Raw genomic sequence first — 16,561 nt, forward strand, 5'->3', positions numbered from 1 at the left:
ATAGTCGCCCCTTTGAGCCACTGATATCCCTGATGAGCCTACCTCTCCCACTACCCAGCATCGGCCCCCACACGCTGCCCAACCGGACAGTGCTGGCACCGATGGCCGGGGTCACCGACCGCCCCTTTCGTGCGCTGTGCCGCCGACTGGGAGCTGGCCTGGTGGTGGGCGAGATGCTGACCGCAGATCCAGCCCTATGGCATACACGCAAATCCCGCCTGCGGATGGATCACCAGGGCGAACCGGGACCTCGAGCCGTTCAAGTGGCCGGTGGCGACGCCGAAATGCTGGCCATCGCGGCGCGGCTGAATGCCGATATGGGTGCCGAAATCATCGACATCAACATGGGCTGTCCGGCAAAGAAGGTCTGCAACAAGGCAGCCGGCTCCGCCCTGCTGCGTGATGAGGCCCTGGTTGCCAGCATTCTGGAAGCCGTAGTTGCCGCCGTGGACATACCGGTAACCCTGAAGATTCGCACCGGCTGGTGCGCGACAAGCAACAACGCCGTGCGTATCGCTCGGCTGGCTGAGAACTCCGGCATCCAGGCGCTGGCCGTGCATGGCCGCCATCGCCAGCAGCGCTTCAATGGCGAGGCCGAGTACGACACCATTGCAGCGGTCAAACAACACGTCTCGATACCCGTTTTTGCTAATGGCGATGTGACCAGTGCCACAAAAGCCAAGCAGATAATCGATTACACTGGAGCCGATGCGGTAATGATTGGCCGGGGCGCCCAGGGAAATCCGTGGATTTTCCACGAAATCAATCACTTTTTGGACCACGGCAGCGAGCTGCCTGCGCCTGATGGTGGCGAACGCCATCAAGTGCTCAAGGAACACCTGAGCGCCCTGCACGCTTTTTATGGTGACTACATGGGCGTTCGCATCGCACGCAAACACGTGGGCTGGTATTTGGCTTGCGACAACCGCTTCGACGATCATGGTCGTCGTCAGCTACGCGCCACCTTCAATCGCTTGGAAACACCAGCCAGCCACTACCAGTTTATTGATGAACTTTTTCGCCACGGCCCTGACACCACTCCTCAGGAAGTCTGTCAGGCCTTGGCTGCCGACGGAAACCGTGCCGCATGATGAGTCGACCCGTTGTGGACACCTCTCAGCTACTCTCAGGCTCAGGCGAAAACGACACCAGCCCAGCCCTCACGCAGAGTAGCGATGCCAAACCGCAAGCTACGCAAGCAGTGCCGCTGCGCGAAAGCGTAGAAGCCTCTATGAAGCGCTATTTCGCTCACCTGGACGGAGGCGACGTCAGCGACCTCCATGCCATGGTCATGGCCGAGGTCGAGGCGCCACTGCTGGCCAGCGTGCTTGAGTACGTGCAGGGCAACCAGACCCGCGCTGCCGAAGTACTGGGCCTGAATCGCGGCACCCTGCGCAAGAAACTCAAGCATTACGGCCTGATCTGACGATCTGTCTGCGAGTATGTCTTTCTTTATCGGGCTGTGCAGTCAGCTGCAGCCCTGTGCACCCCAACAGAGTGAATTTCATGGCTAACACCATCGTCCCGCGCCGTGCCCTGATCAGCGTTTCAGACAAGACTGGCATCGTCGACTTCGCCCGCGGACTCCAGCAACAGGGCATCGAGCTGCTGTCCACCGGCGGTACTTTCCGCCTGCTGCAGGACAACAACATCGCCGTCACCGAGGTCTCCGAGCACACCGGTTTTCCCGAAATCATGGATGGCCGGGTCAAGACCCTGCACCCCAAGATCCATGGCGGCATTCTTGGCCGTCGCGGTCAGGACGACGCGGTGATGGCGGCCCACAATATTGCGCCCATCGACATGGTGGTGGTCAACCTCTACCCCTTTGCCGCCACCGTGGCGCGCCCTGACTGCAGCCTGGAAGACGCCATCGAGAATATCGACATCGGCGGACCGACCATGGTGCGTGCCTGCGCTAAGAATCACGCCTACACCAGCATCGTGGTCAACGCATCAGACTACGACCGCGTACTGCAAGAAATCAGCGCCGGCGGCATCAGCCAAGCCACCCGGTTTGATCTCGCAGTGAAGGCATTTGAACACACTGCTGGCTACGATGGCGCCATTGCCAACTATCTGGGCAACCGTCTGCCCGGCAGCGAGTCGGACTTTCCGCGCACCTTCAATCTGCAATTCGAAAAGAAGCAGGACATGCGCTATGGCGAGAACCCACACCAGGCGGCAGCTTTCTATGTTGACCCGACCAGCCAGGAGCCCAGCGTCTCGACCGCTCGCACCCTGCAGGGCAAACCGCTGTCGTTCAACAACGTAGCCGATACCGACGCCGCCCTAGAATGTGTCAAGAGCTTCAACGAGACCGCCTGTGTGATCGTCAAACACGCCAACCCCTGCGGTGTGGCGGTGGGTGCCAGCGCGTTGGAAGCCTATGACAAGGCCTTCGCTACCGACCCAACCAGCGCCTTTGGCGGCATCATCGCCTTCAACGTGGCGCTGGATGCCGAGACGGCACGCGCTATCATCGACCGCCAGTTTGTCGAGGTCATCATCGCTCCAGGAGTTGACCAGGATGCGCTGGCGATCGTTGCGGAAAAACCCAATGTGCGCCTGCTTGATATCAGTGATCATTGGCCCGGCGAAGCGCAGGCCAGCTTTGATCTCAAACGCGTGACCGGCGGCCTATTGGTGCAGGACAGTGACCAGGGCATGGTCGGCCGCGATGAACTGCGCGTGGTGACCGATCGAGCGCCCTCGGAACAGGAAATGCACGACCTAGAGTTTGCCTGGCGGGTGGCCAAGTTCGTTAAGTCCAACGCCATCGTTTACGCCAAAGATGGCCAGACTATCGGCGTGGGCGCAGGCCAGATGAGCCGCGTCTACTCAGCCAAGATTGCCGGCATCAAGGCCTCTGACGAAGATCTCTCGGTGCCCGGCTCAGTGATGGCCTCAGACGCCTTCTTCCCGTTCCGGGACGGCATCGATGCGGCGGCATCTGCCGGCATTACTGCGGTGATTCAGCCCGGCGGTTCAATGCGCGACCAAGAAGTGATCGACGCCGCCAACGAAGCTGGCATCGCCATGCTGTTTACCGGCATGCGCCACTTCAGGCACTGATTGAGGCTCAGGCTGTCTTGCTGGACTCACCCGCGAAACGGTGACGCCTGCATGGCAGCCTGATAATAACGCTCAACAGCCAGTGACTCTTCTCTACAGAAGCGCTCAACGCCCTCATGCAGGCGTGGGTCAGCCATCAAGTACAGTGAGGTAAGGCGCTGGGGCAGAAATCCACGATTCAGCTTATGCTCTCCCTGGGTTCCCGGATCGAAGCAACTCAGCCCGCGTGCTAGGCAATGTTCTATTCCCTGGTAGTAACAGGCTTCAAAATGTAGCCCATCACACTCCACCTCACAGCCCCAGTAACGCCCAAACAGGGTGTGTTTTCCCTGAAGAGACAGAGCAGCCGCTACGGGTCGGCCGCCCTCCAGTGCTTGCACCAGCAACAGGCTTTCCGGCATGGCATCAAGCAGACGCTGGAAGAAACCAAAGTTCAGATACCCTACCTGACCACGCTCAAGGTAGGTCAGCTGATAACAGCGGTAAAAGTGGGCCAGGTCCTGCTGTGTGATGGCACTGCCTTCAAGACGGCGCAACTCAATGCCCTGTTCAGCCACCCGCCGACGCTCACGACGAATCGCCTTGCGCCGTCTTGAAGTCAGCGCGGCCAGAAAGTCTGTGAAGTCCGCATAGTCATAGTTATGCCACTGAAACTGCACACCCTGACGTGGAACAAGGGCGGAGCTGGCAGCCTGCCAAGCTTCTGTCTCATCGGCACTGGCATACAACAGATGCCATCCGGAAAGTCCTTTTTCACCCAGTTCAGTGTCACTCAATGCCTGTAACAGCATCTTCCTGGCCAGCACCGGGTCAACACTGCTTCCCAGCAGCAAGCGTGGCCCCGGAGCAGGTGTAAATGGAATTGCCGTCAAGGCCTTGGGGTAATAATGCCCACCAGCGCGTTGCCAAGCATCAGCCCAGGACCAGTCAAAGACGTACTCCCCCATGGAGTGGGCTTTGTAATACATCGGCATGGCACCTACCAGGCGATCGCCCTGATAGATCACCAGATGACGTGGGGCCCAGCCTGTCTGTTCGCTGACGGCGCCACTAGACTCCAGCGCATGCAGGAACTCATGGCGCGTAAACGGATAGTCTTCTCCTGACAAGGCGTTCCAGGCTGCCAAAGGAACCTGCTCCATGGAGGAGATTTCTAACACCTTGTACATGAACACGCTCCCTGGTCATCTCTTAGCAACACCACCGTGGCGCTGCGCCTCATATGCGCTGCGCTCCACTAAAAAACCGCCGGATTTCCGACGGTTTCTGCTGCAGCTGCGAGCCGCAAAGCGGCTATTCAGGCACTCCAGCTTTAGGCGCCCTGGACTATCAACCCAGATCCATACACAAGTACTTGGTTTCGAGGTACTCTTCGATGCCCGCGTGGCCGCCTTCACGCCCCAGGCCAGATGCCTTGACGCCACCAAAAGGCGCCGCAGCATTGGAGATCAGGCCGGTATTGATACCCACCATGCCGTACTCCAGAGCGTCGGCAATGCGCCAGACGCGCCCCATGTCTTTAGTGTAAAAGTAAGATGCCAGACCATACTGGGTGTCGTTGGCCATCGCTACTGCGTCTTCTTCATCATCAAACGGGAAAACCGCCGCCAGCGGACCGAAGGTTTCCTCTTGAGCCAGCTTCATATCAGCAGATGCATGGCTGATCAGTGTCGGAGTAAAGAAGTTGCCGCCCAGCGGGTGCGGATGCCCGCCCAGCAGCAGCTCGCCGCCATGGTCTACCGCATCCTGCACATGCTCGGATACCTTGGCCACCGCCTTTTCGTCAATCAGCGGACCAATATTCACGCCTTCAGCAGTGCCATCGCCCACCTTGAGTTCGCTGTGCATTGCTACCGCCAGCTTTTCACAGAAGGCATTGACCACGCTGGAGTGCACTAGAAAACGGTTGGTGCACACGCAAGTCTGGCCGGCATTGCGGAACTTGGCCGCAATGGCACCATCCACTGCCGCGTCCAGGTCGGCATCCTCAAACACGATAAAGGGTGCGTTGCCACCAAGCTCCAGGGAAATTTTCTGGATATGCTGAGACGCTTGCGACATCAACTGCCGCCCGACTTCGGTGGAGCCGGTAAAGGTAATTTTGCGCACCACCGGAGACTCGGTCAGCGCCGCAGCAATTTCCGAAGCGCGGCCGGGAACCACGTTGAACACGCCGCGTGGCACACCCGCCCACTCGGCAAGCAGGGCCAGGGCAGTGGCAGAGAATGGTGTCTGACTAGCCGGTTTAATCACAATAGTGCAGCCGGCTGCAAGCGCGGCACCGGCTTTACGAGTAATCATGGCGGAAGGGAAGTTCCAGGGTGTAATGGCGCCCACCACACCCACCGGCTGTTTGGTCACCACGATCCGCTGGTTAGCGCTGCCAGCAGGAATCGTCTGGCCATAGGCACGCCGCCCTTCCTCGGCAAACCAGCGAAGGAAGCTCGCGGCATAGGCAATCTCTCCTGCCGCTTCCTTGAGCGGTTTGCCCTGCTCGTGGGTCATAATCAAGGCAAGATCGTCCTGGTGCTTGATCATCAGGTCATACCAACGCATCAGAATATCGGCGCGCTCAAGGGCAGTCATTGCCTTCCAGGCTGGCAGCGCCGCTTCTGCAGAAGCAATAGCACGCTCTGTTTCCGCACGCCCCAGTCGAGGCACATTGCCCATAATTTCGCCGTCGGCGGGGTTGACGACATCGATCTGCTCACCGCTATCTGCGGCGACCCAACTGCCATCAATATAGGCAAATGGGCAATATAGCTGGGTTTCCTTCAGCGCTTCCATGATGCACTCCTGAAATGGATGGCTCAGTACGTTGTTTTATAAAGCAGCTTGATGACACCTGCTTTATGCCACCTGTTGTAGGGAAATTGTTTATATGGAAACAGTATAGAGCACGCAGTATCAAGCCCACTTGCTGGCCTTCTCAGCGAATCAGGGTCAGAAACTCCTGGCGGGTGCTCATTTTCTCGCGGAATGTGCCCAACATCACAGACGTACTCATACTGGAGTTCTGCTTTTCAACACCGCGCATCATCATGCACAGATGGCGAGCTTCAATCACGACCCCAACGCCTCGCGCCTGTGTGGTTTGCAACACCGCCTCGGCAATCTGGCGAGTCAGTCCCTCCTGGATCTGCATGCGGCGGGCATACATGTCGACAATACGTGCGAACTTGGACAGTCCCAGCACCTTGCCACTCGGTAGATACGCAATATGGCACTTACCGATGAATGGCAGCAGGTGATGCTCACACATGGAATACAGCTCGATATCCTTCACCAGCACCATTTCATCGGTGTCAGACTCGAACACTGCACCATTTACAATTTCTTCCAACGTCTGACCATAACCGCGGTTGAGAAACTGCATTGCCTTGGCGGCACGCTGCGGTGTATCGCGCAAACCTTCACGCTCTGGATCTTCACCCAACCCTTTGATGATCTGGCGGTAATGGTCGGCAAGTTGTTCGCTCATGGTCGGGCCTCGAGTTCAGTCGGTTGGGTCGGGAAGGCAACGATTCTAGCCCAAGCTGTGGCCATGTGCAGTTCTCGTTTACACCAGTGAGTGGCAGATTGTCGCGAGATGCCAAGGACTACTGCGAGCGTGCTAACCCTATGCTAAGGTACGGGAACATTGACAATGTGCTACGTCACCGAGAGCTTACATGACCAATCCATCACGCCTCACACTGTTGGCTCTGCTGCTGACAGTTCCTGGACTGGGGTTTGCCCAGGCCAAGCCTGAAGTCCTTTCGTTACCCGCTGGTGCCAGCGTCGAAATGGCACTGATTTCACCACTGGAAATCAGTGATGCACAACCTGAAGCCAGCAATATCATCATGCATCCGGTCAGCGAGGGCATCGGTAGTCACAACCTGCCCAACTATTGCGTACTGACAGGTGATGCACACTTGAATGATAATCGCCTGACTATCACTGCCAGGCAGATGACCTGCATCAAGGCCGAGGGTGCTGACAGCGCCATTTTCAGTGGTGAGCTGAGTGCGGCTGCCTATGGTGCCGATGACAACTTCGGTCTGGCGGTATGCCAGGACAATAGCTGCTCGCTGACTTCTACCGACAGTTTCAAGCTGACATTCAGCGACGCCATCAACATAGAGCAGCAGGCCAACCCAAGCGCGGAAATCAACGCCATGCGCCGCCAGCACGGCCAGGAAGCTGACAGTAGCGAGAAGCAGTGATCCTGTTGACCCCGCGCCTTTAAAACCTACGCTATAAGACCCCGCGGCTCAGGCGAGCCAGCGGGGTTTTTGCTGCATCGCCTGGCGCTGCTGTTCAAGCTCCCTCAGGTGCGCGTCGCGATAGCCCTCATCATTAAGCCACGGAAACGCCACAGGAAAGGCCGGATCATCACGTCTTGCCAGAAGCCAGGCGCTGTAGCGCATTAGCCTCAAGGTGCGCAGCGGCTCAATCAGCTGCAGCTCGCGGCGATCGAAGTCAGAGTGCTGCTCATAGCCTTCCATGACCTCCGAAAGCTGCATCCGCCAGTCTGCCTCATGCTGTGCAGTCAACAGCATCCACAGATCCTGCACTGCAGGTGCCATCAGGCAATCATCGAAGTCTACCAGCGCAAAATGATCGTCCCGCCCCAGCATGTTGCCAATATGGCAGTCGCCGTGGGCACGCAGGTACTCCACACCCTGCATGTCAACAGCGCCCAGCTGCTCATGCAGCTTATCGGTAATGCGTTGATAGGATTTTTGCTGACGTGCATTCAACCAGCCGCTGGCCAGCACTGCATCACTGGCTTCACGCGCCATTTCATCCAGCATCAATCGGCGCCGGAGAGAAAAAGCACCCTGCTTCCCGACCTGGTGCGCAGCGCCAATCACATCGCCTAGCGCAAACAGGTGCTCAGGGTTTTCAAGCTCCGGGGCCTGCCCGGGCAGGTTGGGAAACAGCGCAAAACGGTAGTCTTCATGGTGGTGCAGAGTTTGGCCCATAGCGTTACGCCATGGTGCAGCAACCGCGACACCTGCCGCGTCCAGTTCCTGCAGGAAATCATGCTCTTCCTGAATGGTTTTGTCAGTCCAACGACCGGGACGATAGAACTTGGCTACCCAGCGCCGCCGCTCGTCGTCACTCACTAGATAGACGCGATTTTCATAGCTGTTCAGCGCAAAAGGCTCACCGGGCAGATAGAAGCCCAGTGATTCGACGGCCGCCACAACGCGTGACGGATCCAGCATCGAAAATGGGTGAGAAAGTGCGTTCATGATGACTCCTGAGCACGGGCCGACATGCCGTTATTGATCCTGGGTTCAGGATCACACTGCATGATACCAGGCGGCCGTGCCTGCCTGGCCACATCAGCGAGCTGACAAATACTGGGCATCAAAGCAGGTATCAAACAGCGGTGTTCTGGCCAGCGCCCAGGCCTCAACGTGCCGAGCCCCTGCCGCACGACAAGCATGAGCCAGTGCCGCCAGGGTAGCACCGGTAGTCATCACATCGTCGACGAGCGCAACCTTATTCGGCAACTGCCCGGCCACAGCAAAGGCACCCGTCAAGTTCTCGTATCGATGCTGGCGGTCGAGTGCGCGCTGCGTCGGTGTATCGCGCGCTCTGGCGGCGGTAAGCAGCGGTATGCCCAACCGGGATGCGAGGCGCCGGGCAATCCAACTGCCTTGGTCAAAACCACGCTGCCTGGCCCGCTTCGGATGCAGTGGAACCGCAATCAGGGCATCTGGCGGCTGGCTCCCATCCCAGCGCATTCCGGCCAGCATCAGCTCAACCAGCAGGCTACCCGCTCGTGGGGAAGCATCAAATTTGAAATGCTGGATAAGGGTCGCTATCTCGGCCTCATACCGAAACGGCACACGGGCAACCTGAAATGCCGCTGGCGCCTCAAGGCAACGTCGGCAGTAGCCGCCCGCTCTATGACAATGGGCAAGAAACAGCGGCTCGGCACAACTCCAGCACGCTGGAAGATTCCATGGCAAGTCCTCAAAACAGCGCCCACACCATGAATAAAGCGACTCACTGGAAGCCAGACAAAAACAGCACGGCCCAGGCAAGCAACGCGACCACCACTGGTCCATCCTGCTCGCTTGTGTCGCCGCTGTTCCGACGGAAGGCTCCATCATCGTAGCCAGACGCTGAAACAACCGTTGACGCAACATAGTCTAATCCCTGGGTGACCAGCCAAAGCTCGGTCTGAGCTCATGGCCTCTTCCCACAAACTAGCCCCCTGTTGGGGTGCCTGCCACGTCAGATTTCACGACATGTATCTCTGCCCGGAATTGACCTCTCGGATCCTACATGTATAATGCAAGCGCTTGCGGATGTGGTGGAATTGGTAGACACGCCAGATTTAGGTTCTGGTGCCTAGCGCGTGGGAGTTCGAGTCTCCCCATCCGCACCATTTTTAGTAGTACCCCCCCCAGTCTTACCCTGCCCTTCAGATTCAACTCCAGCACTAGCTCAATATCCGCCGTTAATACATTTGAGGTGTGACGCCTGCGCATGCGCCTCATTTGCGTGGAAATGAGCTTACCCAGTATCAGTACCTGCCAATGCTGGGTAATATCATTACTCTAGGTTCAGACCGAACAGTTTGGCACGCCCGACGCAGCACTATCGTCTCGCTACCGGGCTGACGGATTGATCTGTGGGATAACTATGAGGCGCCCATATGACGATCAGCAAAACGCAAAGCAGCTTTTACCGACGCCTGTATGTGGCTTATCTAGTAGCCAAAGATGTTGACAGCTTACCTGCCATTATTGAGGCGACCGGAATGCCTAGGCGAACCGCCCAGGATACTCTGGCCGCACTGACCGAGCTGGATATCGACTGCAGTTTCGAGCCAACGCCAGGCAAACCACACAATATTGGTCAGTATGTTATCCGCGACTGGGGACCATTCGATCCTGACTGGCTAGACCAGCATGCCGAACGCCTATGCAAAGCGCTCGACTATCCTCCGCTGACGTAATCTGCTTGGGTTCAGCCTGTACAGACTCAAACTTTGCGGGCTTGGTCTGCGTCAGAAGTCAGGAAGCGACTTCGGCAGCCGCTTCTTCTTCTCTGGCAATCGCACGCGCCCAAGCCGGGCGTGCCGTGCAACGCGCCAAATAGTCCTTGAATTGCTCAGGCACCGGATGCCTGGCTTTTTCAGCCCAGCCCAGCGTCTGCACCAAGAAAATATCGGCCAAGCTGAACGCATCGCCAACTAGCCATCCTGTGCCATCAAAGCGTCTTTCAAGCGCTCCCAGCGCACGCTTGTACTCCCAGGCTGCGGTCGGAATCACTGATGCCACCTTCTGCTCGTCTGGTAACGCAAAGGCATGCTTGGCCTGAGTCCAAAGCGGCTGCTCCAGCTCTGTCAGCACGAAAAACAGCCACTGGTCGAGCTGAGCTTGCCCTTCCGGGTCGCTGGGCATCAACTGGCCATCCTTACCGTACTTTGCCACAAGGTAGCGACAGATCGCCCCCGATTCAAACACCGTCACATCACCATCAACCAACACCGGCACCTTGCCGTCCGGATGACGCGCCAGATGCTCTGGGGTCTGCCCTTCGCCTTTGTCCAAGCGCAGCGCATGGCACTGATAATCCAGCCCCAGTTCCTCCAAGGCCCAGACCACCCGCAGCGAACGGGAACCCGCATAGGTATAGACACTGATCATTACTTATCTCCTGATGATATCCGGCAACAGATTACCGAGCACGCTAGCAGCTGAATAACCCAGCCATTAATGTAGCAGACTAAGCATAGAAAAAGCGCCACATCCGATGCGGCGCTTTTTTGACAACCCAGCATCACAAATCTGGCTCATGATGCCATTCACAGCACGGTGTGCAAGATCAGTCACCGATGGCAGTATCTTCCCGCTCAATGCCCCGCATACGGCGACGCAACACAGGCCCGACGATAGTCGGCAGGATCAGGCCAACCGCGGCAAACACCCACAATCCAATGGCCAGACCGCTATTCCACAGCACCATCCAATCGCCGTCGGAAATATCCAGCGCATGGCGCAGATTCTTCTCCATCTCAGGGCCAAGCAGCAACCCGAGAATCACCGGCACCAGCGGAATCTCCAGCTTGCGCAGCACGTAGCCAAGCACTCCGAAGGCCACCATGAAATACAGATCGAAGGTAGTATTGCTGATCGAATAGATACCCACAAAAGCCACCATGGTGACGATCGGCAGCAGATACATCGGTGGCACCGACAGCAACTTGACGAAGACGCCCACCAGCGGAATATTCAGTATCAGCAACAAAAAGTTACCGATCAGCAAGGCCGCAATCACACCCCACACGATATCGGCATTCTGGGTAAACATCAGCGGGCCAGGCGTGATATTCAGCGAAATCAACAGCGCCAGCAACACCGCCGTGGTTCCGCTACCTGGCACACCCAACGTCAGCATTGGCACTAGGGCACCGCTCGACGCACCATTATTACCCGCCTCAGGAGCTGCCACGCCACGCGGATCACCCTTACCAAAGTCGCCTTTGCTACCCACCACCTTTTTCTCAAGGGTATAAGCAATAAAGCTGCCCAATGATGCGCCGGCACCCGGCAACACCCCAGCGATAAAGCCCAGCACACCACCACGAAAACTTGACGGCATAATATGGCGGATATCTTTCCAGCTCAGCTTGAGCTTGCTGACTGAGATCGTCTCCTTGCCACCACCGGCACGGTCCTCGATGAAAAACAGCAGCTCAGAAATCGCAAACAGGCCGACGATGGCGATGATGAAATCAACACCTTCAAACAGCTCCAGTACCCCGAAGGTGTAGCGCTGTACGCCAGTATTGTCGATGCCGACCGTCGCTATCATCAGCCCGATACAAGCTGCCAGCACGGTCTTCATCGGGTTCTTCCCGGTAATACCACCCAAGGTCGCAAAGGCCAGCATGAACAGAGCGAAGTATTCCGCCGGACCAAACGTCAGTGCAAAATTGGCAAGCACTGGAGCCAGCAGGATCAGACCGATTGTTGCTATCAGGCTACCCACAAACGACGCCACGGCAGAGATTGCCAGCGCTTCGGCGGCCTTGCCCTGCTGCGCCATGGGGTAACCGTCGAGACAGGTCATCATGGCCGGCTCATCGCCGGGTATGTTGAGCAGAATCGACGAGATACGCCCGCCATACATGGCACCGGCATACACTGAGGTCAGCATGATCATGGCCGTATCGGGAGCAAGCCCCAAACTGAAGGCCAGCGGAATCAGGATTGCCACACCATTGGCTGGACCCAGGCCCGGCAAGGCACCAATCAGGGTGCCAAGCACGGCGCCCAGCAGGGCAAACATCAGGTTGTGTGGCGCTAGAGCCACACCAAAACCATCAACCAGATAACCCAAAGTCTCCATCAGCTTACCTCCAGGAAGGACAGCAGACCCAACGGCAGCGCAAGCCCCAGGACGAAGTTGAATATCACGAACACGGCCACCCCGGAAACTGCTCCGGTGACATAGGCCTTAATCGGCGTGGCACCCATGCGCCAGCACAGCGTGCCAACGGCCAGTGTTGTGCTGACAATGAACCCGAGCGGTTGAAGCAGGCTGGCATATAACACCAGCACCACCACGGCAACCACTAGCTCAACGCCGGTACGATTCCAAGGCCAAGCGTTGTCCGGGTCCGGACGCAGCATCAGATACAGGCTTGAAATCCCCAGCACCACGGCCAGCAGCTTGGGAAAGGTGTCGGGGCCGACAGACTCGGCCCCACCGAAGGGTTCAGGGAACTGGGTTGCGCCCCAGCCATAAGCTACGGCCAGAGCAAGCAACAGCACTCCCAGGATGCGGTCGTTCAGCCTCATTACTTAATCAGCCCGATATCTTTGGAAAGGGTTTCGATGTCAACAATCTGCTGGTTTACGAAGTCCTGGAATTCCCCAGCGGTCATGTGGAACGGCATCAGACCGTTACTGGACATGACCTCCTTCCACTCGTCACTTTCATAGATAGTGTCCATGGCACCCACCCAGTAATCGCGGGCATCGTCGGAAATATCCGCCGGCATATAGAAACCACGCCAGTTGGGGCCGATAGCATCAATACCCTGCTCGCGCGCCGTGGGAATATCGCTGAACTCACCCGGCAGGCGCTCTTCAGACAGCACTGCCAGCACACGCAAATCACCGGAATCCATGAAGCCCTGAGCTTCGGTGATATCGCCAGTGAAAGCGTCGACATGGCCACCCACCACCTGGGTCATGGCCTCGCCGCCGTTGTTATACGACAGATAAGCAATGCGCGGGAGGTTCTCGACACCGGCTTCCTGGGCAGCGATCAACACTTTGAGGTGATCCCAGCCGCCTTTTGCACTACCACCGGCAAACTTGACACTGCGCGGGTCATTCTTCAGCGCTTCCATCAACGAGGGAAGGTCCTGATACTCAGAGTCGCTGGCAACTGCGATCACCCCGTAGTCGGCACCCAGCGCACCTACCCAGTTGACCATGTCGGCGTCCATGCCTGGGAACTGCCCTTGGGCCAGACGCGTCGTTGTGGCCGTTGATGCAGCGACCAGCAACTGGTCATCGCCGGCACGCTTGCTCACTGTGTGGGCGAACGCCACACCGCCGCCGGCACCGGCCATATTAACGGTCTGAACGCTAGCCGGCACCAGATCCAGTGTTTCCAGTACGTTACCCACGCTGCGGCAGGTAAAGTCCCAGCCGCCACCTGGGTCGGCAGGTGCCAGGCACTCCACCTTGCCTTTCGGTTCAAACGCCAGCGCAGAGCTTGCGCCAAGGGAAAAAGTGGCGATGGCTATCAACTTGACAGGTGTAGATAACGACATTGTTGTATTCCTCAGGCAATGGAGCAGATAGAGCAAAAACTCACTTGTAGAACGTCGAGACCTCGCTTACAGTGCTTTCTTACAGTTCTGTAAGGCAGAACAAGATTCTCTAGGATAGAAAGCTAGCCGCCTGCCACCGCTGGGTCAATATCCACCGCTCAAGTTACGACCAAAGTGGTAGTGCGCACCTTCCAACAACGCTCATCAAAAGGACGTCCTATGGCACAGGATAGAGTGGAAGCTGTTGAGCGCGCGCTGACCATCATGGAAGCCTTCAACGCAGAGCACGAGTCCCTCAGTCTGTCTGAACTGGCCCATGCCACCGGCTTTTATAAAAGCACCCTGCTCAGGCTGCTGGGCTCACTTGAGCGCTTTGACTACGTGCGGCGCGGCAATGATGGCCAGTGGCGACTGGGCATGCGCCCGGTGCAACTCGCTCAGCGACACAACCCATCGCAACAGCTAGCCGCGCTTATACAACCGCTGCTTAACCAGCTGGCCGAAACTACCGGCGAAACTGCTGCGCTACTTCTTCAACAGGTTGTTCCGCAAGGAACCGATGTGTACTGTCGTCTTAGCGCCCTGCCCGGTGCGGCCCTGCGCCATGAGCTCCAGCCAGGCGACCGCTGGGCCGCTCATGGTAACAACCCTTGCCCCCAGCTAGCCGGCGGCTTCATGGAATACCTGGAGCTCCCCACCGTTGCCAACGACTCCCGGCAGTGGCTATCGTTATCTGGCCCGGCCGGACGCCTGAACAGCACTGAGGCTCGCCAGGCACTACAGAATGCAAGACAGACTCTGGAGAACACCACCCCACTGCCCGGGCTGAATTCATGACGGTGATGCTCGTTGAAGACGACCGCCTGCTGGCGGAGACACTCAAACACACCCTGGAGCAAGCCGGTCACAGCGTACTGCACCTGGCCGATGGCGTCCGTGCCCGAAACCAACTGACGCAACCAGACCATGCCATCAACCTGGTGCTACTCGACCTCAACCTGCCCGGTTGCTCAGGTTTGGAAGTGCTGGCGGAACTGCGTCGCCACGACCGCGACACTCCGGTGCTGATACTCACTGCTCGCGGCGCCATCGAAGACAGGGTGAAAGGCCTGGACCTGGGCGCCGACGACTACCTGGCCAAACCCTTTTCACTGGATGAGCTGGAAGCGCGAGTACGCGCCCTGCTGCGGCGAGGTGTGCCCCAGCGCACCCTAGAGGTTGGCGACCTGTGCTTGGACGCCCTGAGCCAACAGCTAAGCCTGAATGGCGAGCCGCTGGGGCTGCCACCCCGCGAACAGCGACTGCTGGTCTTTCTGATGCGTTATGCCGGCCAGCCCATCGACAAGACCCAGCTGGCCGAACAGGCCTTTCAGGGCGACACCATGGGAAACAACGCCATCGAGGTCTACGTACACCGGCTGCGCAAACAGCTGGCCAACAGCAACGTCGCTCTGCGCACTGTGCGCGGCCTTGGCTATGTGCTGGAGCCCGAGTGATTCACACCAACAGCCTGTATGCGCGGTTGCTTGGCTGGCTGCTGTTACCGCTGCTGGGGCTTGGCGGCATTATGATCCAGCAGGCTTGGCTGGATGCTCGCCATACGGCCGACCGCGCCTATGACCGGCTACTGGAGGCCGCTACCCTGGCAATTGCAGAGCAGGTGCAATGGCAGGATGAACGCCTGTGGCTGGATCTCCCGCCCGCTGCGTTGGAAATGCTGACCAGCGATGCCGAGGAGCGCGTTTTCTACTCACTGCATGATGCCGATGGCCACTTCGTCACTGGCAACCTTACACTGCCCGCATTAACCACTGACCACACCAGCAAAGACCTGAGCGATGATATTTTCACGGTAGATGACATTCTCCACGGAGACCTGTCGCTGAGATTAGGCACCCGCTACGCCCGGATCGACGTGTGGCGAACACCCGCCGGTTTCGAGGTGCGCATGGCGCATACCCGAGAAGGCCGCCAGCAACTGGCAGGCCAACTTTTCCGGCGAAGCCTCAGCTATATTCTTGGCATGGCAGCGCTGTCGGTGAGCATTCTGCTTGTGGCAATCCGTTCGGCGCTGGCGCCGCTGACCCGCCTAAGACGTGCCCTTCGCGAGCGTGATCCGCGCACCCTGGAACCCCTGACGCTTCCGCTACCCCGAGAGCTTGCCGAATTACGCGAGACGCTCAACGAACTGCTGGAACGGATGCGGCGAGTACGCGCTGGACAGGAACGTTTTATTGGCGATGCCTCGCACCAGCTGCGCACACCGCTCGCGGGGCTGTCGGCCCGCGCCGAGCTGGCACTTCGCCAGCAAGATCCGGAGCAATGGCGCGCTGCTCTGGAAGCCATGCTTGATACCAGTACCCATGCCTCACGTCAGGCAATGCAACTGCTGTCGCTAACCCGACTGGACAACCCCGAGTACAGGCCAGACTTGAAGCCACTCGACCTGGTCGGGCTGGCCCGAGACGCTGTTACCAGACACTGGGGCGCCTGCCATCGTGTCGGCATCGACCTCGGGCTGGATGTGCCGAGCGCAGACACAGACCGCACGCCCCCAATGATCCTTGGCGAACAATGGCAGCTGGAAGAAGCGCTCGCCAACCTGATCGACAACGCCCAGCGGCATGGTGCCAAACATATCACCCTGCGCGTCTTCGCCGAACCACCCAGTGTTGTGGTCGATGA

17 protein-coding genes and 1 tRNA gene are annotated in these 16,561 nt (G+C 58.2%); 9 read left to right on the plus strand and 9 right to left on the minus strand.

Features of this window, described 5'->3' with window-relative positions:
- Positions 1-32 precede the first annotated feature (32 nt).
- The 3 genes from dusB (at position 33) to purH (ending at position 3,075) form a co-directional block, all read left to right on the plus strand.
- Positions 33-1,091 carry a tRNA dihydrouridine synthase DusB gene (gene dusB / locus ACTH3D_RS01040; protein WP_441664348.1) on the plus strand — a complete coding sequence of 353 codons (1,059 nt, stop codon included), beginning with the start codon at positions 33-35 and terminating at the stop codon, positions 1,089-1,091.
- A complete protein-coding gene (fis, locus tag ACTH3D_RS01045) occupies positions 1,088-1,426 on the plus strand; it encodes a DNA-binding transcriptional regulator Fis (RefSeq protein ID WP_441664350.1) in 339 nt (112 codons plus the stop codon). Before dusB ends, fis begins: the two co-directional genes overlap by 4 nt.
- 80 nt (positions 1,427-1,506) lie before the next feature.
- Positions 1,507-3,075: a bifunctional phosphoribosylaminoimidazolecarboxamide formyltransferase/IMP cyclohydrolase gene (purH, locus tag ACTH3D_RS01050; RefSeq protein WP_441664352.1), complete on the plus strand. Its 1,569-nt coding sequence runs from the start codon at positions 1,507-1,509 to the stop codon at positions 3,073-3,075.
- A 26-nt stretch (positions 3,076-3,101) separates the two neighbouring features.
- Here purH and ACTH3D_RS01055 read toward each other — a convergent pair whose 3' ends face one another.
- The 3 genes from ACTH3D_RS01055 to folE form a co-directional block, all read right to left on the minus strand.
- The gene (locus tag ACTH3D_RS01055; RefSeq protein ID WP_441664354.1) at positions 3,102-4,244 is read right to left on the minus strand and encodes a GNAT family N-acetyltransferase; all 1,143 of its coding nucleotides are present in this window, start codon (positions 4,242-4,244) and stop codon (positions 3,102-3,104) included.
- A 160-nt stretch (positions 4,245-4,404) separates the two neighbouring features.
- A complete protein-coding gene (locus ACTH3D_RS01060) occupies positions 4,405-5,862 on the minus strand; it encodes an NAD-dependent succinate-semialdehyde dehydrogenase (protein WP_441664356.1) in 1,458 nt (485 codons plus the stop codon).
- Positions 5,863-6,004: 142 nt separating this feature from the next.
- The gene (folE, locus tag ACTH3D_RS01065) at positions 6,005-6,556 is read right to left on the minus strand and encodes a GTP cyclohydrolase I FolE (protein WP_441664358.1); all 552 of its coding nucleotides are present in this window, start codon (positions 6,554-6,556) and stop codon (positions 6,005-6,007) included.
- 190 nt (positions 6,557-6,746) lie between these two features.
- On the opposite strand from folE, the gene ACTH3D_RS01070 reads away from it, so the two are divergent.
- Entirely contained in the window at positions 6,747-7,283 is a 537-nt protein-coding gene (locus ACTH3D_RS01070; protein WP_441664360.1) for a hypothetical protein, read from the plus strand.
- 48 nt (positions 7,284-7,331) lie between these two features.
- Here ACTH3D_RS01070 and ACTH3D_RS01075 read toward each other — a convergent pair whose 3' ends face one another.
- Together ACTH3D_RS01075 and ACTH3D_RS01080 are read right to left on the minus strand one after the other, a co-directional pair.
- Positions 7,332-8,318, minus strand: coding sequence for a serine/threonine protein kinase (locus tag ACTH3D_RS01075; RefSeq protein WP_441664362.1), 987 nt, complete (start codon positions 8,316-8,318; stop codon positions 7,332-7,334).
- 93 nt (positions 8,319-8,411) lie between these two features.
- Complete coding sequence (locus ACTH3D_RS01080; protein ID WP_441664364.1) at positions 8,412-8,921, minus strand: ComF family protein; 510 nt, start codon at positions 8,919-8,921, stop codon at positions 8,412-8,414.
- Between the two features lie 461 nt (positions 8,922-9,382).
- On the opposite strand from ACTH3D_RS01080, the gene ACTH3D_RS01085 reads away from it, so the two are divergent.
- Together ACTH3D_RS01085 and ACTH3D_RS01090 are read left to right on the plus strand one after the other, a co-directional pair.
- Positions 9,383-9,466, plus strand: a tRNA-Leu gene (locus ACTH3D_RS01085).
- A gap of 270 nt (positions 9,467-9,736) precedes the next feature.
- Positions 9,737-10,039, plus strand: a complete 303-nt coding sequence (locus ACTH3D_RS01090; protein WP_441664366.1) for a winged helix-turn-helix domain-containing protein — start codon at positions 9,737-9,739, stop codon at positions 10,037-10,039.
- A gap of 58 nt (positions 10,040-10,097) precedes the next feature.
- Here the strand turns inward: ACTH3D_RS01090 and ACTH3D_RS01095 are convergent, their stop codons facing one another.
- The 4 genes from ACTH3D_RS01095 to ACTH3D_RS01110 form a co-directional block, all read right to left on the minus strand.
- Positions 10,098-10,733 carry a glutathione S-transferase family protein gene (locus ACTH3D_RS01095; protein WP_441664368.1) on the minus strand — a complete coding sequence of 212 codons (636 nt, stop codon included), beginning with the start codon at positions 10,731-10,733 and terminating at the stop codon, positions 10,098-10,100.
- Between the two features lie 178 nt (positions 10,734-10,911).
- Positions 10,912-12,438, minus strand: coding sequence for a tripartite tricarboxylate transporter permease (locus ACTH3D_RS01100; protein ID WP_441664370.1), 1,527 nt, complete (start codon positions 12,436-12,438; stop codon positions 10,912-10,914).
- Positions 12,438-12,890, minus strand: coding sequence for a tripartite tricarboxylate transporter TctB family protein (locus ACTH3D_RS01105; protein ID WP_441664372.1), 453 nt, complete (start codon positions 12,888-12,890; stop codon positions 12,438-12,440). Before ACTH3D_RS01105 ends, ACTH3D_RS01100 begins: the two co-directional genes overlap by 1 nt.
- Positions 12,890-13,876: a Bug family tripartite tricarboxylate transporter substrate binding protein gene (locus ACTH3D_RS01110; RefSeq protein ID WP_441664374.1), complete on the minus strand. Its 987-nt coding sequence runs from the start codon at positions 13,874-13,876 to the stop codon at positions 12,890-12,892. Before ACTH3D_RS01110 ends, ACTH3D_RS01105 begins: the two co-directional genes overlap by 1 nt.
- 219 nt (positions 13,877-14,095) lie before the next feature.
- On the opposite strand from ACTH3D_RS01110, the gene ACTH3D_RS01115 reads away from it, so the two are divergent.
- From ACTH3D_RS01115 to ACTH3D_RS01125, 3 genes are all read left to right on the plus strand, one after another.
- Complete coding sequence (locus tag ACTH3D_RS01115; RefSeq protein ID WP_441664376.1) at positions 14,096-14,713, plus strand: IclR family transcriptional regulator; 618 nt, start codon at positions 14,096-14,098, stop codon at positions 14,711-14,713.
- Positions 14,710-15,372 carry a response regulator transcription factor gene (locus ACTH3D_RS01120; protein ID WP_441664378.1) on the plus strand — a complete coding sequence of 221 codons (663 nt, stop codon included), beginning with the start codon at positions 14,710-14,712 and terminating at the stop codon, positions 15,370-15,372. Before ACTH3D_RS01115 ends, ACTH3D_RS01120 begins: the two co-directional genes overlap by 4 nt.
- Positions 15,369-16,561 (plus strand): sensor histidine kinase (locus ACTH3D_RS01125; RefSeq protein WP_441664380.1); only part of this gene is annotated, 1,193 nt, incomplete at its 3' end. The genes ACTH3D_RS01120 and ACTH3D_RS01125, both read left to right, overlap by 4 nt.

The sequence above is a fragment of the Halomonas sp. genome (assembly GCF_052095765.1).
In the GTDB taxonomy this organism is placed as follows: Bacteria; Pseudomonadota; Gammaproteobacteria; order Pseudomonadales; family Halomonadaceae; genus Halomonas.